This is a genomic window from Anseongella ginsenosidimutans, from assembly GCF_008033235.1.
GTDB classification, from domain to species: Bacteria; Bacteroidota; Bacteroidia; order Sphingobacteriales; family Sphingobacteriaceae; genus Anseongella; species Anseongella ginsenosidimutans.
In genome coordinates this window covers 2,915,378-2,936,281 of sequence record NZ_CP042432.1, presented here as the reverse complement: position 1 = coordinate 2,936,281, position 20,904 = coordinate 2,915,378, and the positions used below count along the sequence as shown (strand labels likewise).

Genomic DNA, 20,904 nt, shown 5'->3' with positions numbered 1-20,904 from the left:
ACCTAGTCAGGCTCTGATCGTTTCGCTGTTTATATCTTTTGATCATTCTCTTTTTTTCTGAACGACACCATCCGCTTTATCAGGCCCAGGGGCAATTCGTTCTTAGCCGGCAGCTGGATAGCAGATTTGGTCACTTTCAGTTTTTTCAGTTCGGGCTCAAATTCTTTTAAGAAGGCTTCGCTCCAGGGGCTTGCAAGCGAAATATGTTTAGCATAGGCCGAATAATATATCAGGTATCCTTTATATTTAAAAGCCGGGATCTGGTAGCTGATCACTTCTTCCGCGTCGGGCGCTACCTCTTTGATCACTTTGCGGATCTGCTGCATTCTTTCCTGCACTTCAGCCGGGAAAGTGCGATGGTATTCGTCAATTGTTTTAAAATCGGTTTTAGCCATTGTGATAAAGTTTGACCTAAATTAATAAATAAAGCGGCGGGATCACCTTCACTGCGGCGGTAATTTTTGCAAGAACGCGGGGTGTTAACGGCTACTGCTTTTTAACCGTTCCAAATTCTCTTTTCTAATCTGTTGGAGCTTATTTTCTTCCCTTTCCATATCATACTGGAACACAAACAAGACCTTCGCGTCATCATCAATGCCATATTGTTTTCCTAACATCGCATACCAATGATCATCGAGCTTTAAGTAATTCCCCCAGTTGCTCATATATCGAACATTCTGTCTATTTTCGAAAGAAGACAACGGCTGACCAATGATAGCTTTACCATCCAATTTAAAATCCGGGTCGCTTGTTTGCACGTACAAAGATTTCAAAATATTATCCACTGCGATATCATATTTAATACCGTCTATTTCCGCAGCATGCGAGATCATGTACTCACCTTCCCTTGGGACGGAGACCATCATACGCTGATAACTGTTTTGCAATCGCTCCTTTTTACCCTGTTCAAGTTTTTTTTGATCTTTGCCCATATCATATTGAAAAACCGACCAGACCTTCGAATCATCATTTAGATCTTTAAAATCGAAAGCTGCATACCAGTTGTCGTCCATCATAAGGTAATGCCCCCAGCCCATTATTAACTTCGCCTCATCTTTGTTCTTGAACGAAGACAAGGGACGATCGATAACCGGCTTACCGTCAATCTTGAAATTGGGGTCATTGCACGATATATATAAGCGTTTCACATAATCATCCACCGCAATCCTGTAGTGTGTGTCAGAAATTACTGTTTCATACATAGGGACTATGCTGGAAGTCGGTGCCAATATATACTTTTGCTTTACTTCGCTGGCGTTTTGTGCCAGGGAGGGTGCGGCAAGGCTAAAGGATATCAGGAATACCAGTATTGTGTAATTTTTCATAATTGAAACGTGTTTCCTATGTATTAATATGATCCTGATTCCTCACAATGACGGATCTTTTTCAAGCCAGACTTAGTAAAAAACCGATTGTCTCCAGCCGTCGGCTTCTTTCCCTAAAACGTTCTGTTTTACCCCGTCAATATAAAAGGTAAAGTGCCGATAATAACCAACCTTTGTACTGTCTCTTACACGCAAAGTATCTATGTCTATTCCCTGGTCATTTAAAGAAATATTTATCACTTGCTTCAGGTTCCGACAACTAGTTAGATGAGGAGGTCCACCACCATGCATCTCACTTTGAGGGAAGGTTAGCTCCCAATACCTATTGTCTTCAGGGTCTTGGTAAAGATATCCCAGCCACTTTTATTGGTAGCCATCTACATGGTTTGGTGTGAGGGGCATTCACGCCTAAAGGCCATGTCCCTCCCTTCCCCGGTTTTGTGTTGGCTTTAGGGGTTTCCCCTTGATCTCCCTGATATCCTGTAGATCTCTTTTTCTGCCTGAAGCCGTTTTGTTCTGTATAAAATCCTGAAGGCCGATATAGAAAAGCGTTTGCCCATCCATATCTACCTGTTGCCTGTTCTTTCTGGCATCTCCAAATGTGACTCCGTCGATTTCATTTAAGATATCGATTCGTAACGGAGGATAACCGATTTGAGTAATATACCCCGGCTTTAAAAAATCTTCCTCGGTCAGGCCTAACGAGCCCATTCCAAAGTTCCGGATCACTTGCATTAAACGGATAGCATTCTCTTTAGATACGTCAATCCAAATATCCAGATCCCCGGTATGCCTGGGCGCACCGTGCAAAGCGAGGGCATATCCGCCAACAACCATATAATCTACCTGATGCTTATTCAACAGCGCGATAAAATCCTCAAAATCTTTTGCCAGTATCATTCATTGATTTTTACGGTTCTTATGGAAGTCTTATCCATTCTTTGGTTTTTTGTCAGGGATTGAGATACGATAAAAGCAACTGCTTCAAGGCGCTTTTTAGGGGGCTGAGCAAGCCAATAAATCAAATCACGCTCGCTATCATTAGCCTCGTGCAGCTTCACCGTTCGTACTACCGGCGCAATGCTTCTTTTTGTGATCGTAGCAGGCATGTCTGGCTTGGTAAGCACGGTTTTCCGCTCGATCTTTACGTGATCTTTCTCATAAGCCGTCCTCCCCTTGCCCAGGTAGTTATTTAACGTGTTATAATTAAACTCAGGATAATTCAAGCAGAGGTTCTTTAGGTTGGAGAAAACCTCCACCCTCGTACCGGCCGGTTCTTTCCATTGCAGAACAACTACCCGTTTATCTTTGCTACCAATCTTTTTCATATTGACAAATATAACAAATATTCGTCAAATATTGGTCATTTCTCATCAACTAGGCTGTTCAGTCGTTTACGCAATTCCCGGTACAAGCCGGGGTTTTAATTTGAGCTGTCAGCATGAGGACTTAAAAAGTTTGGACCTAAAAAAGCATAACCTGTCGGGGCTACCACCTGCTCCTTATTAAAGCCCATCTAGGTTGCGCCAGGCAATTTTGAAATCGTTTTTCAACATGAGTCTGTGTTTTTCATTCAGATCTTAGTGATTTCACCGGGTTCATCAGCGCCGCTTTTATTGATTGAAAGCTTATAGTGAGCAAGGCAAGGCCCACAGATAAAGTTGCCCCGAGTGCAAATATCCACCACCGAATTTCTATTCTATAAGCGAAATCTTCCAGCCAGCGATTCATCACATACCAGGCAATGGGGGTAGCAATCGCAGAGGCAATCAGCACTAGTTTGATGTAATCCCCGGAAAGAAGAGCTACTACATTGCTTATCGACGCGCCCATCACTTTTCGGATACCAATCTCTTTGGTACGCTGCCTGACAGAAAAAACAGTAAGGCCGAACAGACCTAAACAGGCAATAAAAATAGCCAATGTGGTAAATATCGCAAAAAGTCGGGCAAAACGCTGGTCATTCTTGTACTGCTGCTCGAATTGCTCATCAACGAATGCGTACTGAAAGGGATTGCTCGGGAAATGCTGTCTATAGATCTCTTCTATCGAGGTGATCGTCTGAGACAGATTCGCGGTATTCACTTTAATAGAAATTTGGGAATTGCGCTGGAAGAGTTGGAACATGATATTTCCACGCGCTTGGTGCCCCGATGACCAGTTGAAATCTTTCAAAACACCAGCCACCCGGCCAAAGGTTAGTTTTTCACCCAAAGCATCTGCTGGTTTGTCGAAGCCGAGGGAAAGAGCAGCCGTCTCATTAATCAGCATGGGAGGAGTGGCACCCTCTGGAATGCTATAGGAAATTTCAGTAAGATCTCCAGCCACTAGCTCTATGCCATAAAGACTGAGGAAGTTGGTATCGATTGGCCCGCCAGAAACGCTTACATTTGCAGACGGATCGTCCATGGCTTTACGAAATGTTCCGGTGAAGGAAAAATCGCGTCCGGGAACAGAACCTGAAGTAGCAGTTTGCCAAACACCAGGAAGTTGGCGCAACTCTTGAAGGAAGGGTGCAATTCTGTCCGTCTTATTCGTGTCATCAGGGAGAAATCGCGGGCTGGGTACGGTAAGGATTTGTTCCAGGTTCATACCCAGGTCCATATTCCGCATATGGTTGAGTTGTGAATGTACGATCATGGTTCCCACCAGCATTACAATAGAGACGGCGAACTGGAATACAACAAGCCCACGTCGCAATCTTGCTCCGGCGGCAAATGTGCCGGCTTTTCCCTTAAGCGCGGCTACAGGCTTGAAGGAGGAGAGGACAAAGGCTGGATATAGGCCGGCAAGCAACGTTGCTGACAAGAAGATGCCCGGAAAAACCGTCCAGAAATGTGGGCCGGTCCACAAAGGGTGAGTAATGGTTGTATCCGCTACCTTGCTAAGAGCCGGTATTAGTAAAGCAGCCAGGCTAATGCCAAGCGTAGTAGCTATGAGGAGTGTGACTACCGATTCACACAGAAACTGAATAATTAGCTGTTTCTTCCCGGCCCCGATCGCCTTCCGGACTCCGACCTCCCGCGCTCGGTTAAGCGCCCGCGCCGTGGCCAGATTAATATAATTGACAAGCGCGATCAGCAGCGTAATCAAACCAATGATGATGAAGAAATAAACGGTCCGGTAACTGCCCATAGTTGCTTTCGGGGCGGCTATGTCTTTATTCAGATGAATATCCCATACAGGCTGTAAATTTACATTTGCCGTGGTTTTTGTTGGCCGCCAATCTGCTTCCTTGTTCTCAAGTATCACATCTGTGAACTTCTGTTCGACCGCTGCTACATTTATCTCTGGATGTAATTGTACATACGTGATGAAATTTTTCCAGTCCCAGCCTGATATAGGATCTTTATATTGTTGGCTTTTCTGTAACAGATCGGCCATTGGGAGTAGAATATCGAATTGAAGATGCGAATTAACCGGAATATCACGAAAAATACCGCTCACCCGGAATTTTCCACTGATCCAGCCCCTTACATCAAGCGTTTGTCCCATAGGATCTTTGCTGCCGAAGTATTTTTTAGCCACAGACTCTGATAAAATAATCGTTTCTGGCTCGGTAAGCGCTAGGGATGGATCACCGGAAATCAGCGGATAGGAAAACATCTGTAAAAATGCAGGGTCAGCATAGTACACCCCTTCCTCCTCAAACGCTTTAGCCGGCTGAGTAGGATTAGAAACAATGGCATTGTCATACTCCGGATGCAACCGCGCGAAGCGCATGACTTCAGGCGTCTCCTGCGCCATCATGGGAGCCATCGCCCATCCAAAGGTGGGAGTGGTATTTGGATCGTCTCCGCTGCTCACGGTGGTTACGTTAACACGGTAAAGATTTGGGGCGTTTTCATTGAAATCGTCAAAACTGTATTCGAAGGCTACATACTGAAAGATGAGCAGACAACACGTGATGCCGACGGATAGCCCAGCAATATTAATCAAGAAATAGCCACGCTGGTTTACTAAGCTGCGAATTGCGATCTTGAAATAATTTTTGAGCATGGTTCAGGCGCTTTTCCGTTAAACTGCAAGAACGCTGCCACGCTTAAAAGCGTCCTGAAGGACCTAATTTGGCCCTTTTAACTTCTGGGAAAGTGTTCGATAATGGACAAGCTTGTCCGGAAACGGACAGGTTAATTGATTTAACAACAATCGATGATCCTTCATAAAGACAAGGAGTTATTAAGCTCGCTAGTGTATCGGCGGTTTTTCCCAAAACCCATGTATGTATACAGGAATTAATATTTTAGCTGCATACACACTTTCACCACCAGCTTGTATTCTAGCCAAATAATCATTTAAGTTCATATTATATTTGCTATCGCGTTTTATGACACGTCTTTCCCGCTCCTCTAAAACGAAAACGAACGGAATAATAATTGTTTCTGCTGTACTACGAGGCGACCACATTCCCCCGGTACTTAAAAGACCTTCTTTTGCCGCTTTGACAAACATCTCGTCAGTTGGCAAGGGATTTAGAACCTGGATACTGTCAATTGATCCATCTTTTGTAACCCTAAATTTAAGCATTACTAACACTGACGAGTGTATCTCGTCAGTATTCACTTCTGGGCCGGGATAATTTGTTTCTTTTATAAGAAACTTGGCAAGTTGTATATCGCCGTCTTTAAATCCAAGTAGATTTCCATCTTTTTGTGCCAGCAAAGATGAATGACAAAGTATAGATAGCAGAGTTGATAGGATAATTCTATTCATATTCTCCTTATTGACATATCACCCCTACTTCGGTTGGCATAGCGTTGATCAGGTTAAAAACACGCAAAAGTTTATCTTCAAGTATCAGTTATTACAATTATAATTTTTCTTGACCAGAAAGACAACTGTTATGAATTACTGAGGAATAAATCCGGCGTCGCTGCGCTCGCCTTCTGACTCGTTGGGGGGAAAGGGGATTAACTACGGCGCCGGGGGCGCCTCCGTTGATCCCCTGAGGGGGGAGCGGTTCAAGCTATCAATTTTTTTTGCGCGCGAAGGCGCGCTATTTTTTATTTTTTCCGCTTTTGCCGAAGCGAGCTTCGTCAACGCTCCAAAAATAAAAAACCCCGCCGGTGGCGGGGAAAAAATTGATGCTTGGCGGAGAGAGGGGGATTCGAACCCCCGGTACCGTTTCCAGTACGACAGTTTAGCAAACTGTTCCTTTCGGCCACTCAGGCACCTCTCCTTTTTTTCCTTGCCGGACCGGTTTGTGCGCTTTGCTGGCGGGCGGCGTGGGCGCTGCTTTTGCGGTTTGGCGAAAGGAATGCAAATATAGGGAATTTTGATAATTTCCGGCCAAAAATGTAGGGGGAATTAATTTATTTCGCTGGCTGCTTTCGGGTACTCGATGCGGGCGTGGTAGATGCTGATCAGCATTTCTTTGAAGATGGAACGGATGGTGGCGATGTCGCGCAGGGTGATGTCGCTGTTTACCAGTTGGTTTTGTTCGATTTTGTAATCGACTATGCGGTCAACCAGGGATTCTATGTTTGTGGCGTTGGGTTCTTTCAGGCTCCGGGAGGCGGCTTCTACGGAGTCGGCCAGCATGAGGACGGCCTGCTCCTTGGTGAAGGGGATGGGGCCGGGATAACGGAAAATTTGTTCGTCCATGATGCGGTCCGGGAAATTTTTCAGGAAGGATTGATAGAAATAGTCCACGCGGGTTGTTCCGTGATGGGTTTGGATAAAATTGACGATATCTTCCGGAATACTCTTTTTGCGGGCCATGGCAATGCCATCCGTTACGTGGCGGATGATGATGCGGGCGCTTTCGTCATAGGTCAGTTTATCGTGGGGATTGTAGCCTTTATTCTGGTTCTCCTTGAAGTAGGAAGGGCTTTTCATTTTGCCAATATCGTGGTAAAGGGCGCCGGCGCGAACCAGAAGGGCGTTCCCTCCTATTTTATAAATGGCCGCTTCCGCCAGGTTGGCTACCTGCAGGGAATGCTGGAAGGTGCCGGGGGCATTGAAAGCAAGATCGCGCAGTATCGGGCTGTTAGTATTGGTCAGCTCCATGAGGGTGATCTCCGAGGTAATCCCGAACAGCTTTTCAAACAGGTAAATAAGCGGATAGGCCAGCAGGGATAATACCACGCTGATCATGAAAATAAGGAATTTCTGCCATTCTATATTCTGAAAACTGCCTTCATGAGTGATAGAAAGGCCCAGGAAGGCGACGTAATAGGTCAGCAGAATGAGCAGGGATGACAGCAGGAATTGTGAGCGGCGGAGCAGGTTCCGGATGCTGTAGATAGCGGTCATTCCGGCCGTGACCTGCAGAAATACGAATTCAAAGCCGTTCGGGACAAGGAAACCGGCCAGGGTAACCACCAGCAGGTGGATATTCAGCGCCATCCGGGAATCAAACAGCAGCCGGATGATGATGGGAACGATACAGTAGGGAATGAGGTAAATATCGAGCGTGGTGGTCTTCAGTATCCAGGAAAGGATGGACAGAATGACGGCAACGATCAGCAATACCAGCAGCAGTTTGCGATAATCCTTGAAAACATCCCTCCGGAAATAATAAAGGAACAGCATGATCAGGGCCATGGGCGTGGCCACGAGCAGGAACTGCCCCAGCATGATGATACGCCTGTCTCCGGAAAAAATAATGGACCGCTGATATTGGTTTTTGATGGAATTCAGCCGCTGGTAGACCTCGTCGGTCACCACCGAACCTTTGCGGACAATAAGTTCGCCCTTCTGAACCAGTCCGCGCTTCTGGGAAATGCTGCTCAGGGCCTCCTGCTCCAGCTTCGTGGTCAGGGCTTCGTCAAAGATCACATTGGGCTGCAGGTGATCTTCGATGATCTCCATCAGGAAATCCTTATCGGTTTCGGCATATTTTTCAAGGCGGACATTGGCAAAGGCCAGGGCCTTCTCATGGGTATAAAGCGCGGACAGGTTTACGTTACCTGCCACATTATTTTCCACCAGGGTAAGGGAATTCCCGCGTTTCCGGTTTCCGGGCCCGGCCGCAGGATCAATAATACCTGTGTTATAAAACTCTTCCAGCAGCTGCAGCCCGGCTTTCAGGTTGGAGCTGCGGTTGGGGTTGGAGGCGTATTTCGATTTCCATAAAAGGTCGAAGCTTCGCTTAAAGCTTTCGATATTCCGCTCCCCTATATAGCCAACTTTGCGGTAGACGGGAAGAATATCATTCAGGACCTCTTGCCGGTCAGCTTCGAGTTCTTCCGGCGTTTTTTCTATTGCGAAGGAAAAAGGAGCGTAAAAATCGGGATGCATCCACACCTTTCCCTTTTCGTATTCGTATTTAAAGCGTTTTTCCCTGGGCAGGGCCGTCACAATGGCCACTACGCATAAAAGCATGAGGACAAATCTGATAAGATTTGCATTTCTCAACCTGAATAACCTGGAGAGGCCTGACCTGAACATATATCAAAAGTATTATATTTTTATATAAATTGCGGCGTTAACAATCAATAAAGCACTATTAAATGGAAGAAGTCATCATTGCAGGGGCTGCCCGTACTCCTATCGGGAGCTTCGGGGGAAGTCTTTCCAGCCTCAGCGCAACCCGACTGGGCGCCATTGCGGTGAAGGCAGCAGTGGAACGCGCGGGCATCTCACCGGAGCAGGTGCAGGAATTATTCATGGGAAACGTGCTGACAGCCGGCGAAGGCCAGGCGCCTGCCACACAGGTAGCAACGTTCTCCGGGTTGCCGCTAATCCCCGCCACAACAGTTAATAAAGTATGCGCTTCCGGAATGAAAGCCGTCATGCTTGCTGCGCAGTCCATCATGACGGGCGAAAACGAAGTAGTGGTCGCAGGCGGAATGGAAAGCATGAGCAATGTGCCGTACTACCTGGACAAGGCCCGGACGGGTTACCGCCTGGGGCACCAGCAGGTGCGTGACGGCATCCTGTCTGATGGATTATGGGACGTATACAATGATTTTCATATGGGCAATGCGGCGGAATTGTGCGCCGCGGAGTGCGGGATCAGCCGTGAAGAGCAGGATGCTTATGCCATTGCCTCCTACCGCCGCGCGCTGAACGCGCAGGAAAAAGGACTATTCAAAGAAGAGATCGTTCCGGTAGAGATAAGTACAAAAAAAGGGAGCCTGCTGATCAGCGAAGATGAAGAACCGGGAACCGTAAAGTTTGAAAAGATACCGGCATTATCGCCGGTGTTTCAAGAAAGCGGAACGGTTACTGCTGCAAATGCTTCAACGATAAATGACGGCGCTGCCGCATTGGTTTTAATGAGCGCCCGGAAGGCCCGGGAACTGGGAATACGCCCGCTTGCACGCATTCACTCCTTCGCGGATGCGCAGCAGGCGCCCGAATGGTTTACTACGGCGCCCGCCAGGGCCCTTCCCCTCGCCCTTCATAAGGCAGGAATGCAGGCGGAAGTAGTTGATTTTTACGAGATCAACGAAGCCTTTTCTGTGGTAGCCCTGGCCAATAACCGTGAAATGAAACTGAATCCGGAGCGGGTAAACGTGAACGGAGGAGCAGTTTCACTCGGGCACCCCATCGGCTGCTCAGGCGCGCGCATCCTGGTTACGCTGCTTTCGGTATTAAAACAGCGGGAAGGAAAGATAGGAGCCGCAGGTATCTGTAACGGCGGCGGGGGCGCTTCGGCCATAGTCATCGGGCGGCTGTGATCATCAGAAACAAACGTATGCGGAAAGGCTTTGGATTACTTATCATTTTTATACTACTGGCTGCCGGCGCGGAAGGACAGCAGGCTGGCAACGCCCGCTTAGCATCCTATCAGGATACCCTGGCTTCCCTGGGTAAAAAGATCATGACATCCTCCTTCAGCCCGGAACGGATAGAAGCCAATTACCAGTTCATAAAAATCCTTGTGGAAGCGCTGCAGGAGCCTGATTCTTACTCCTTTGGTTTTGATTCAGTGAAAAATATGCGTATCCTGTATGCAGATGATAATTCTTTCAGGATTATGAGCTGGTATGTGGACCGGGGAAATTCCTCTCAACGTTTTTACGGCGCCATTCAAATGAATGAACCGGAATTAAAACTATTCGGGCTGGTAGACCACGCGAGCGAGTTTCATCGTCCCGAAGACACCGTCTCCTCCTACGAGTCCTGGTACGGGGCCTATTACTACAGGATCATTCCCGTGAAGGCAGGCGAACAGAAATACCACGTATTGCTGGGCTGGAGCGGCGGAAGCCCGGCCGTGTCCCGCCGCGTGATCGATGTATTGCATTTCCGGCAGGGGAAGCCCGTATTCGGCATGCCGGTTTTCCATACGAAAGAAGGGGTCAAAAACAGGATCCTCTTCCAGTACAGCAGCAAGGCGTCAATGATGCTGGACTACCTTCCGGAAAAAAAAACCATCATATTTGACCACCTGGTACCTTTCTCGGAGGGTCAAAAAGGAAATTACGAATTTTACGGGCCTGATCTCTCTTACGACGGCTTTGCCCTGCAGAACGGCCAATGGCATCTGACCGAGGATCTGGAACTGCAAAACGATAGAAACAACCTGGATAAATTTTTCAACGACCCGGAAAAGATGCGGGATGCGCCTGCGTCCAAACTTCCGGAAGACAATTAGTATCATGAAGAAAAAAATACTCACCTTGTTACTGGCCGGCTCTTCCTGCGCGCTTTTCGCCCAAACCGGCAAAAAAGAATTAAGCCTGGAAGACATCTACGTGGAAGGTAAATTCAGGACAGAATCCGTATACGGCCTGAATTCCATGAAAGACGGCAAGCATTTCAGTTCCGTGGAACGCGATCCCGCAACCGGCGAGATGTACCTGGTTCAGTATGAATACCAAACCGGGAAAGCCACCGACACCATTTTACGAAGCGCCTCCCTGAAATACGAAGGCATTCAGCTGCCCGCAAGCGGAACGTTCAGCAGCGAAGAAAGCAAGATCCTGCTGAAAACAGACGTGGAGCCCATTTACCGGCGCTCAACCATTGAAAATAACTTTATCTACGACAGAAAAGACGGCAGCATCACTCCCCTTTCGGAAAAGGGCCGTCAAAAATACGCCAACTTTTCGCCGGACGCCTCCCGCGTAGCCTTTGTACGAGATAACAACTTATTCATCAAAAACCTGAAAACCGGGGAAGAAAAACAAATCACCAGCGACGGAAAATATAACCATATTATCAACGGCGGAACCGACTGGGTTTACGAAGAGGAATTCGAGTTTGCACGGGCATTTTTCTGGTCGCCGGACGGAAAGAAGATCGCCTACTATAAATTCAATGAAAGTGAGGTAAAGCAGTACAACTTTGCTGTGTACGATCAGCTTTACCCTACCGATTACCGATATAAATACCCCAAGCCGGGAGAAGCGAATTCCGTTGTCAGCATCCATATCTATGACCTTGAAAGCGGGAAAACAGTCAAAGCTGATATTGGCGAAGAAACCAACCAGTACATTCCAAGGATCAAATGGACCCAAAACCCGTCCCAACTTTGTATTTTCCGGATGAACCGGCACCAGAACAAACTGGAATACCTTTTGGCCGATGCCGCCAGCGGCCAGACGCGGCTACTGCTCACCAGGGAAAGCGATACCTATATTAGTATAAACGATGACCTTCATTTTCTTTCGGATGGAGAAGGCTTCGTTTTTACCAGCGAAAGAAACGGCTATAATCATATCTATCTCTATGGCATGGACGGGGAGATCATCCGGCAGGTGACCGACGGTTCCTGGGAAGTAACGGCCCTGTACGGGATCGATGAGGAGCGCAAGCTCATTTATTTCCAGTCGGCGGAAAATTCCCCCCTTCAGCGCGATATCTATTCCATTTCCCTGAAAGGCACCGGCAAAAAGAAATTAAGCGATCGTGAGGGAAGCAACGATGCCGTATTCAGCGCGGATTTCTCCTACTTCATCAACTACCACAGCGCCGCCGGCGTTCCCACCATCGTGACGGTGAACAACCGCAAGGGAGAAGTGCTGCGGACGCTGGAAGACAATAGTACCCTGAAGGAAACGCTTTCGGATTACGACCTGGCAGAAAAGGAATTCCTGCAGATACCCTCCGCCGAAGACGGCATTATGCTGAACGCCTGGATGATCAGGCCGCCGGATTTTGACCCTTCCAAAAAATACCCTGTTTTCATGTACGTATACGGCGGGCCGGGCAGCCAAACCGTAACTGACAGCTGGGCCGGCGGCGATCTCTGGTACCAGCTGATGGCTCAGAAAGGTTATATCGTCGTATCGGTAGACAACCGCGGCACGGGCGGACGCGGGGCTGAATTTAAGAAAATGACCTACCTGAACCTGGGCAAGATGGAAACCGAAGACCAGATAGCTGCCGCTGAATGGCTGGCCACGCAATCCTATGTGGACGGCTCCCGGATTGGCATTTATGGCTGGAGCTACGGCGGTTATATGGCTTCTCTTTGCATTACCCGCGGCGCTGAGGTATTCAAGGCGGCGGTTGCAGGGGCGCCGGTAACCAGCTGGCGTTTTTACGATTCCATTTATACTGAACGGTACCTGCGCACACCCCAGGAAAACGAGGACGGCTACGACCTGAACTCCCCTATCCATTATGCCGATCAGCTGAAAGGAAATTATCTGCTCATCCATGGCACCGCGGACGATAATGTGCATTTCCAGAATTCCGTCGAAATGGCGGAAGCGCTGGTCAAGGCCGGCAAGCAGTTCCAGTCCTTCTTTTACCCCAACGAGCATCATGGGGTGCGCTATCGTTATCACTTGCAAACGATGATCACAGATTTTATCCTCGAAAACCTTTAATTATACCAATCAACCAAAACTATTCTAACACGTATGGAACAAGAAAGAAAGATCTTCGGGCATCCTGTTGCCCTTATAACCCTGTTTTTCACCGAGATGTGGGAGCGATTCAGTTATTACGGCATGCGCGCCCTCCTGATGCTTTTCATGACCACTCCCCTGCTGGGAAGCAATCCTGGCCTGGGCCTGGGTGTCGCCCATGCATCTGCCATTTACGGTCTTTACACGGCATCGGTCTATTTTCTCACGCTGGCCGGAGGCTGGATCGCGGATAATTTATGGGGACAGCGGAAGGCGGTATTTGTCGGGGGCTGCATTATCGCCGCCGGGCATTTTAGCATGGCCGTCCCCGGGAACGTCAGTTTTTTCCTGGGCCTGATACTCATAGCCATCGGCACCGGCTTGCTGAAGCCGAATGTAAGCACGATGGTAGGGGAACTTTATCCTGAAGGAGGTGCCAGACGTGATGCAGGGTTTTCTGTTTTTTACATGGGCATTAACACCGGCGCTTTCCTGGGGCCGATCATCTGCGGCGCACTTGGCGAAAACTGGAACTGGCACGCGGGATTTTCGGCGGCAGGCATCGGAATGGTGCTGGGACTGATCCAGTACAAGGCAGGGGCAAAACTGCTTGGGAACGCCGGGTTACTGGACGAAGACACGTCTTCTACCCGGTTCAAAAATAAAAATCGTAATTTTTACCTTATTGCCGGCAGCGCCATCCTGCTGTTGGTCCTCTTTGGCTACCTGGTGAACCAGGGAATATTCCAGCTCAGCATGGAAGACATTGCCAGCGGGCTTGGATACGGCATTCTCATCCTGGTACTGATCTATTTTATTTACTTATTTATTGCCGGTGGCCATTCCGGCCCGGAAAAGAAGCGGCTGGGGGTTATTTTCTGGTTGTTTATCCTGGCGGCCGTCTTCTGGTCGGGCTTTGAACAAGCCGGCTCCTCGCTGAATCTTTTTGCCGATCAGGACACCAACCGGATGGTCGGCGGCTGGGAAGTGCCCGCCAGCTGGCTGCAATCGGTGAACCCCATTTTCATTATCGTGCTTGCCCCGGTGTTTGGCTGGCTCTGGACCTGGCTCGCCGCCCGCAACGCAAACCCTTCCGCTCCGCTGAAATTCGCCCTGAGGCTCATTGGCCTTTCGGCAGGTTTTTTTGTGATCAGCTGGGGAGCAGCCAATTCCGGGCCGGGCAACCTGGCTTCGCCCGCCTGGCTGATCGTCACTTATTTCTTTCATACCTGCGGAGAACTTTGCCTCTCCCCGGTAGGGCTTTCATCTGTGACTAAGCTGGCCCCGAAAAGCCGCGTAGGGCAAATGATGGGTATCTGGTTTGTAGCCGCTGCCCTGGGCAACCTCTTTGCAGGGCTTCTGTCCGGCCAGCTTGAAGAACTGGACTCGCAGGCCTTGTTCTCAAAGGTCGCCATGTTTATCGGCGCTGCCGGAATAATTGCCCTCCTGGCCAGCCCCTTTGTGAGGAAACTGATGGGAGACGTAAAATAAAGAATATAAATCCTATTTTTATCGCTTAAATAACGTTGAGCGTGTCTGATAGCATAGTCCTGATCCCCACATACAATGAAAAAGAGAATATTGAGAAAATAATCAGGAAAGTTTTTTCATTGGTTGTTCCTTTTCACGTCCTGGTGATTGATGACAGTTCTCCCGATGGCACGGCAGCAATCGTTGAAAAGCTGATGCCGGAATTTCCGGGACGATTATTCCTTGAGCAGCGCCAGGGCAAGCTGGGACTGGGCAGGGCTTATATTCATGGCTTCAGGTGGGCATTGGCCCGTCCCTACCAGTTTGTTTTCGAAATGGATGCGGATTTTTCCCATAACCCGGATGACCTGCCGCGTCTTCGGGAAGCCTGTTTAAACGGCGCCGATGTGGCGGTGGGCTCACGGTATATCAAAGGAGTAAACGTAGTCAACTGGCCCATGGGACGTGTTCTCATGTCTTATTCGGCTTCAGTATATGTGCGCTTTATCACCGGTATGGATATCCGGGACTTTACCGCGGGATTCAAATGTTACCACCGGAAAGTACTGGAAGCTATTGAATTGGATAATATACGATCTGTCGGCTACGGATTCCAGATAGAAATGAAATTTACAGCCGTTATGCACGGTTTCAGGGTAGTGGAAGTACCCATTATTTTCACCGACCGCACCGAGGGCGTTTCAAAAATGAGCCGTGGAATTTTTAAGGAAGCCGCCCTGGGCGTCATTAAAATGAAGATAGGCAGCTGGTTCAGAAAATACAGCCGTTCTTCGTAGCTTTGTAAAGATGTCAAACCAGTATTTAGATGCCGATCCCGGGAACCTGAGCAATGCCGAGAAAGAGATAGAACGGGTATTGCGCCCCGCTGTTTTTGATGACTTTACCGGTCAGCAAAAGGTAATTGATAATTTCCAGGTATTTGTACAGGCGGCGAGGCTGCGCGGCGAGGCCCTGGACCATATACTGCTCCATGGCCCTCCGGGACTGGGAAAAACCACCCTTGCCCATATCATTGCCAACGAAATGGGCGCCGGCATAAAGGTCACCTCCGGCCCCGTCCTGGACAAACCGGGCGATCTTGCCGGATTGCTTACAAACCTGGAAACTAATGACATACTATTCATTGATGAAATTCACCGTTTAAGTCCCGTGGTAGAGGAATACCTCTACACCGCAATGGAAGACTACAAGATCGATATCATGCTGGAAACCGGGCCGAATGCCCGTTCTGTACAGATCAGCCTGAATCCTTTTACCCTGATCGGGGCTACTACCCGCTCAGGCATGTTAACCGCTCCCCTGCGCGCCCGCTTCGGCATCAACGCCCGCCTGGAGTATTACGATGCCAAATTACTGACTACTATTGTTCTCCGTTCGGCAGGTATTCTTAAAACCGTGATCACGGAAGAAGCCGCCTACGAGATAGCGCGCCGGAGCCGGGGCACTCCCCGTATCGTCAACGCCCTTCTGCGGCGCACGCGTGATTTTGCCCAGATCAAAGGAACCGGCCAGATCGATACCGCTATTGCCAAATATGCCCTGGAAGCGCTCAACGTGGATGAACATGGCCTTGACGAGATGGACAATAAGATCCTTTCTACCATTGTTCAGAAATTCAGCGGAGGGCCTGTAGGGTTGAAGACCATCGCTACCGCCGTGGGAGAAGACGAAGGAACTATCGAGGAGGTGTACGAACCTTTTCTTATACAGGAAGGCTATCTCAAACGCACTCCCCGCGGACGGGAAGCTACCCCCATGACTTATACGCACCTGGGCATTAAAAGAGACGGACGGACGGGAAACTTATTTGAGGATTGAAAGCGGAGGATGGACCAGGCAGCGGCATATACAAAATTGATCAAAGCGGAAGCCAAAAGGCTGGGATTCCTGTTCTGCGGTATTTCCAGGGCGGATTTCCTGGAGGAGGAAGCTGTTCAGCTTGAAAAATGGCTGCGGGAAGGCCGGCACGGCCGTATGCAGTACATGGAAAATCACTTTGACAAACGGCTGGACCCCCGGCTGCTCGTGGAGGGCGCCAGGTCGGTAATTTCCCTGGGCTTGAATTATTATACACCCCGCTCCCAGGAAGATCCGGAAGCGCCCAGGATATCCCGCTACGCCTATGGAAAAGACTATCATTTTGTGATCAAGGACAAGCTCAAGGAACTGCTGTTCTTTATCCAGTCGGCGATCGGGGAAGTAGGCGGAAGAGCTTTTGTGGATTCGGCCCCGGTAATGGACAAGGCCTGGGCCCGGCGCTCAGGGCTGGGCTGGACAGGAAAGAATACCAACCTGATCAATAAGCAAACCGGCTCTTTCTTTTTCCTGGCTGAACTGGTCATCGATCTTGAACTGGAATACGACAACCCGGCGGCGGACCATTGCGGCACCTGCACCCGTTGTATTGACGCCTGCCCTACAGAGGCCATTTCGGCGCCCTACGAAATAGACGGGAGCAAATGCATTTCCTATTTTACCATTGAGTTAAAAGACCAGCTTCCGGAGGGTTTCCACGGGCAGTTTGAAAACTGGATGTTCGGCTGTGATACCTGCCAGGATGTTTGCCCCTGGAACCGGTTTTCCAAACCGCATTCCGAGCCGGCCTTTGACCCTCATCCCGATCTCCTGGGAATGAAAAAACAGGAGTGGGAAGAACTCACGGAAGAAACCTTCCGGGAAGTTTTCCGGGGGTCCGCGGTAAAACGCACAAAATTTTCGGGCCTGAAACGAAATATAGGGTTTTTAAGACCCAATAATATAAGCTAATTCGTTTATATTTTGCAAATATAACCTCTGTAGTTTATATTGTCCCTTTATAAGCCCTGAAGGTTATATTTTATGAAAAAAGAAAATAGCCATATTGCCGTAATAACCGGAGATATTGTCGAGTCCGGCAGGCTGGAACCGGCCGCACGGGAAAAGATGCCCGAAAAATTAAAGCGTATTTTTTCCTCGCTCCACAGGACGGGGGAAAACCAGCAGGAATTCAGCATCTTCCGCGGAGACAGTTTCCAGGGAATTGTACAGGATCCGGCGCAGGCGCTCCGGACAGCCCTATGGATCAGAACTACCCTTATGAAAGCAAATGCGGAAATGGGTTCCTATGATTGCCGGCTGGCTATAGGAGTAGGTAAAGTAACTTTCATGGCGGCAAACGCCCTTGAATCGGATGGGGAAGCCTTCCGGTACTCCGGCCCCGCATTGGATGCCATGGACCAGGACGACCGCTTGAAAATCGTTACTCCCTGGGAGCCGGTGAATAAGGAAATGCACGTTGCCTGCAAACTTATGGACATTATTCTCAAACGATGGACTCCCATCCAGGCAGGGATCATTGCCGAAACGCTTGAAGGGAAAACCCAGAATACCATCGCCGCTTCCTTGGATATCACGCAGCCCGCCGTCAGCGCCAGCCTGAAGACATCAGGCTGGAGTGCCGTAGAGGAACTGATAAAACGATACCAAACCCTTGTAAAAAGCCACGTACAATGAGCATCATCATCCTGCTTCGCCTGCTCGCGGCCCATCTCATAGCGGATTTCCTGCTGCAGCCCTCCGGCTGGGTAAAAAGTAAGAACGATCTCAAATGGCGATCTCCGCATCTTTACGTCCACGTCCTGGTACACGGTGCAGCTACCTACCTCTTCCTGGGAATATGGGACAATTACCAGGTGCCGCTAATTGTCATGGGCAGCCACTTGCTGATTGACCTGGGCAAGGCAAGCCTGCGATGGAAGAATCTTTATACTTTTATTGCCGACCAGGTTTTGCACCTGGCGGTACTTACCGGTTGCTGGCTGGCCCTGACCGGACAGGGAGCCATCCTGGCAGCATCCCTTCGGGAACTCCTGGCAAACCCGGCAGCATGGGTACTCCTTACCGGCTACCTGCTGGTATTGTTTCCCGCGGGAGTGGTGATCAGCATCGCTACCCGGAAATGGTGTCAGCAGCTGGAGGACAGGCAGGGCCTGGCGGAAGCCGGGAAATGGATCGGATACTCGGAACGATTCCTCATCCTCACTTTTATTTTGCTAAGCCGTTATGAAGCCATCGGTTTCCTGATTGCGGCAAAATCCGTTTTCCGGTTCAATGAAATAATGAAGGACAAAGAAAGAAAAGAAGCGGAATACTTCCTCATAGGTACCCTGCTCAGTATCAGCTTTGCGCTTGCCGCCGGCCTGCTTACCAAAAGCCTCTTATAAACAGCCGGGAGCCGGAGCCCCTTTTACTTATTGAATTTCCGCAAGCGTATTTCCGTCAGTTTTTTCTTGGTATAAAGAGGGAAATCACCGTTCATCATCCAGTCATAGTAGCTGGGTTCATTATTAAGCACTTCTTCCACCAGCTTCCCCTTGTGCTTACCAAAATTAAATATTTCCCTTCCCTGCTCATCATAGACCATGCGGCCGGCAAAATCTACATTATCCCTGAGGCTGGTAAATTTATGCAGTGCTTCCACGTCGTTTTGAACAGGGATAATTTTTTTTCCATCCTTGTCCTCGATTTCTACATTGGCATAACGCTCCAGCTGGGCCAGCAGCACTTCATAGGTAGCCACGATATCCGCTTCGGCAGAATGGGCGGCGATCAGTTCCTTATTACAGTAAAATTTATAGGCAGCCTTCAGGGTACGCTGTTCCATTTGATGGAAAATATTCTGCACGTCCACTACTTTCCGGCCTTCAAAATCAAACTCTATTCCCGCCCGGAGAAATTCCTCCATCAACACCGGGATATCAAACTTTATACAATTATAGCCTGCCAGGTCGCAGCCTTCCAGGAAATTGGCCAGGTTCTTTGCCTGCTGCCGGAATGTGGGTTCATCTTTCACGTCCTCATCATAAATGCCGTGAATAAGCGAAGAGGTCAGCGGAATAGGCATTTCGGGATTTACTTTGCGGGTAAGCCCTGCCGTTGTTCCGTCAAGCATTACTTTCAGAAAAGAATATTCCACAATGCGGTCAACTCCAACATGCACCCCGGTAGTTTCCAGGTCAAAAAACACAATCGGGCGCTTCAGGTTAAGTTTTAATTGTTCGGTAAAATTAGTCATGGCGGCAAATATCGGCAAAAAAGCCGAAACCTTTTGTCGTGTCGCGCTAATGTGTTAACAGGGCCGGCAGCTGGTATCCTTTAGCTTTCCTGCCATTTTACGCCGCAACCAATGGCCTTTGTGCTTGCCGGATCGGGCTTGCTCCCTTTGAGAATTGCCGATATAGCTTCTTCCACGTAACGGACCTTATCAGGATTGGCGTTCTCTGTATCGTTATCAATAGCCCCCACGTAACGTACGATATTTCCTTCCGCGGTCTTTTCAAGTAAAAAGACATGCGGGGTACGCAGGGGGCCATAAATTTTCGAAACCTCCTGGTTTTCGTCATACAGATAAGGGAACTCAAAACCCTCGGCACCGGCCCGTTGTTTCATTTCATCAAAAGCATCGCCGCCGGAGACCTCAGGGTCATTTGGATTAATGGCCAGCACGGGAAATCCACCGGAAGCGTATTTTTCATGCAGCTGTTTGATCCGCGATTCATAAGCCCTTGAATACGGGCAGGTATTACACGTAAAAATGATCACATAGCCTTTCGCCGAATCATAATCATCAAGTGACACCATGCGGCCATCCACATTTTTCAGGGAAAAGGAAACAGCCTTATCGCCAATCGCGTATCCGCCGGAATAGGATGGCTGGGCATAGGCGAACGGCATGGAGAAGAGCAGTCCTGCACCGAGAAGGAAAAGTAATTTTTTCATAACAACACTTAGTTTTGAGTGAGCAAATAAAATTTTTCCAGTTCTTCGTACGTAAAGGCTCCTTCATAAAACCTACGCGATCCCGCAGCCGCATTCACTACGAGAGTGGCAGGAAGCGCACCCGACCACTCCGGGGAAACCCGGTTGATCACCGCAGATTGATCCTGTTCATCCAGGACCAAAACTTCAGACTGCAGCTTATTTTCCTCCACGTAAGGAATCACCTGCTCTTCCAGTTGCGACCTGAAATCAAGGCTAACCAATAGTACCTTTACATTTTTTGACGAATATTTTTTCTGCAGGCGATCAAAATACGGCAGTTCTTTCAGGCAGGGACCGCACCAGGTAGCCCAGAAATTGACAACATAGGTCGTATCGCTCTTTGTCGTAAGCCGCGCTTCAAGCTCGTCGTAGCTGAGCAGGCCAACGTGGCCGGAGCCCTGCTTTGTAACGTCGCCGGAGGGCGCCTGCGCCGCCAGATTGCCGGCTGCGGCCCCGCTCAAAAGAATAAAAAAACCTATTTTTATCATATTTAATTCAACGTTTTAAGTTAGGAATTTATTCTGGCTTTTTTTTTGCTC

At 48.9% G+C, this 20,904-nt stretch carries 20 protein-coding genes and 1 tRNA gene; 9 read left to right on the top strand and 12 right to left on the bottom strand.

Features of this window, described 5'->3' with window-relative positions:
- Positions 1 to 29: 29 nt before the first annotated feature.
- The 9 genes from FRZ59_RS12070 to FRZ59_RS12030 form a co-directional block, all read right to left on the bottom strand.
- On the bottom strand, positions 30 to 395 hold the full coding sequence (locus FRZ59_RS12070) for an iron chaperone (protein ID WP_132129201.1): 366 nt from the start codon (positions 393 to 395) through the stop codon (positions 30 to 32).
- 84 nt (positions 396 to 479) lie between these two features.
- Positions 480 to 1,325 (bottom strand): hypothetical protein, encoded by an 846-nt coding sequence (locus FRZ59_RS12065; RefSeq protein WP_132129200.1) that lies wholly within the window; start codon positions 1,323 to 1,325, stop codon positions 480 to 482.
- A 72-nt stretch (positions 1,326 to 1,397) separates the two neighbouring features.
- Complete coding sequence (locus tag FRZ59_RS20015; RefSeq protein ID WP_132129262.1) at positions 1,398 to 1,682, bottom strand: Imm27 family immunity protein; 285 nt, start codon at positions 1,680 to 1,682, stop codon at positions 1,398 to 1,400.
- Between the two features lie 51 nt (positions 1,683 to 1,733).
- Positions 1,734 to 2,225 carry a nucleotidyltransferase gene (locus tag FRZ59_RS12055; protein WP_225975048.1) on the bottom strand — a complete coding sequence of 164 codons (492 nt, stop codon included), beginning with the start codon at positions 2,223 to 2,225 and terminating at the stop codon, positions 1,734 to 1,736.
- Complete coding sequence (locus tag FRZ59_RS12050) at positions 2,222 to 2,653, bottom strand: hypothetical protein (protein ID WP_132129198.1); 432 nt, start codon at positions 2,651 to 2,653, stop codon at positions 2,222 to 2,224. The genes FRZ59_RS12055 and FRZ59_RS12050 overlap by 4 nt, the downstream gene beginning before the upstream one ends.
- Positions 2,654 to 2,894: 241 nt before the next feature.
- Positions 2,895 to 5,324 carry an ABC transporter permease gene (locus FRZ59_RS12045; protein WP_132129196.1) on the bottom strand — a complete coding sequence of 810 codons (2,430 nt, stop codon included), beginning with the start codon at positions 5,322 to 5,324 and terminating at the stop codon, positions 2,895 to 2,897.
- Between the two features lie 189 nt (positions 5,325 to 5,513).
- A complete protein-coding gene (locus tag FRZ59_RS12040) occupies positions 5,514 to 6,038 on the bottom strand; it encodes an energy transducer TonB (protein ID WP_132129194.1) in 525 nt (174 codons plus the stop codon).
- A gap of 376 nt (positions 6,039 to 6,414) precedes the next feature.
- Positions 6,415 to 6,504 (bottom strand) — tRNA-Ser (locus tag FRZ59_RS12035).
- A gap of 128 nt (positions 6,505 to 6,632) precedes the next feature.
- The gene (locus FRZ59_RS12030) at positions 6,633 to 8,651 is read right to left on the bottom strand and encodes an HD family phosphohydrolase (RefSeq protein WP_132129192.1); all 2,019 of its coding nucleotides are present in this window, start codon (positions 8,649 to 8,651) and stop codon (positions 6,633 to 6,635) included.
- 128 nt (positions 8,652 to 8,779) lie between these two features.
- Here FRZ59_RS12030 and FRZ59_RS12025 point away from each other — a divergent pair, with 128 nt between their 5' ends.
- From FRZ59_RS12025 to FRZ59_RS11985, 9 genes are all read left to right on the top strand, one after another.
- Entirely contained in the window at positions 8,780 to 9,952 is a 1,173-nt protein-coding gene (locus tag FRZ59_RS12025) for an acetyl-CoA C-acyltransferase (RefSeq protein WP_132129190.1), read from the top strand.
- Entirely contained in the window at positions 9,949 to 10,872 is a 924-nt protein-coding gene (locus FRZ59_RS12020) for a hypothetical protein (protein WP_132129188.1), read from the top strand. The genes FRZ59_RS12025 and FRZ59_RS12020 overlap by 4 nt, the downstream gene beginning before the upstream one ends.
- A gap of 4 nt (positions 10,873 to 10,876) precedes the next feature.
- Positions 10,877 to 13,054, top strand: coding sequence for a S9 family peptidase (locus tag FRZ59_RS12015; RefSeq protein ID WP_132129186.1), 2,178 nt, complete (start codon positions 10,877 to 10,879; stop codon positions 13,052 to 13,054).
- A 33-nt stretch (positions 13,055 to 13,087) separates the two neighbouring features.
- Complete coding sequence (locus tag FRZ59_RS12010) at positions 13,088 to 14,566, top strand: peptide MFS transporter (RefSeq protein WP_147698328.1); 1,479 nt, start codon at positions 13,088 to 13,090, stop codon at positions 14,564 to 14,566.
- Positions 14,567 to 14,607: 41 nt separating this feature from the next.
- Entirely contained in the window at positions 14,608 to 15,342 is a 735-nt protein-coding gene (locus tag FRZ59_RS12005) for a polyprenol monophosphomannose synthase (RefSeq protein ID WP_132129183.1), read from the top strand.
- A 10-nt stretch (positions 15,343 to 15,352) separates the two neighbouring features.
- Complete coding sequence (ruvB, locus tag FRZ59_RS12000) at positions 15,353 to 16,384, top strand: Holliday junction branch migration DNA helicase RuvB (protein ID WP_132129182.1); 1,032 nt, start codon at positions 15,353 to 15,355, stop codon at positions 16,382 to 16,384.
- Between the two features lie 9 nt (positions 16,385 to 16,393).
- Positions 16,394 to 17,332, top strand: a complete 939-nt coding sequence (gene queG / locus FRZ59_RS11995; protein ID WP_132129181.1) for a tRNA epoxyqueuosine(34) reductase QueG — start codon at positions 16,394 to 16,396, stop codon at positions 17,330 to 17,332.
- A gap of 72 nt (positions 17,333 to 17,404) precedes the next feature.
- Positions 17,405 to 18,058 (top strand): SatD family protein, encoded by a 654-nt coding sequence (locus tag FRZ59_RS11990; RefSeq protein WP_132129179.1) that lies wholly within the window; start codon positions 17,405 to 17,407, stop codon positions 18,056 to 18,058.
- Positions 18,055 to 18,768 carry a DUF3307 domain-containing protein gene (locus tag FRZ59_RS11985; RefSeq protein ID WP_132129177.1) on the top strand — a complete coding sequence of 238 codons (714 nt, stop codon included), beginning with the start codon at positions 18,055 to 18,057 and terminating at the stop codon, positions 18,766 to 18,768. Before FRZ59_RS11990 ends, FRZ59_RS11985 begins: the two co-directional genes overlap by 4 nt.
- A 23-nt stretch (positions 18,769 to 18,791) precedes the next feature.
- Here FRZ59_RS11985 and FRZ59_RS11980 read toward each other — a convergent pair whose 3' ends face one another.
- The 3 genes from FRZ59_RS11980 to FRZ59_RS11970 form a co-directional block, all read right to left on the bottom strand.
- Entirely contained in the window at positions 18,792 to 19,619 is an 828-nt protein-coding gene (locus FRZ59_RS11980; RefSeq protein ID WP_132129175.1) for a 3'-5' exonuclease, read from the bottom strand.
- A gap of 80 nt (positions 19,620 to 19,699) precedes the next feature.
- Positions 19,700 to 20,323: a thioredoxin family protein gene (locus FRZ59_RS11975; RefSeq protein ID WP_132129173.1), complete on the bottom strand. Its 624-nt coding sequence runs from the start codon at positions 20,321 to 20,323 to the stop codon at positions 19,700 to 19,702.
- A gap of 8 nt (positions 20,324 to 20,331) precedes the next feature.
- The gene (locus FRZ59_RS11970) at positions 20,332 to 20,853 is read right to left on the bottom strand and encodes a TlpA disulfide reductase family protein (RefSeq protein ID WP_132129172.1); all 522 of its coding nucleotides are present in this window, start codon (positions 20,851 to 20,853) and stop codon (positions 20,332 to 20,334) included.
- Between the last annotated feature and the right edge of the window lie 51 nt (positions 20,854 to 20,904).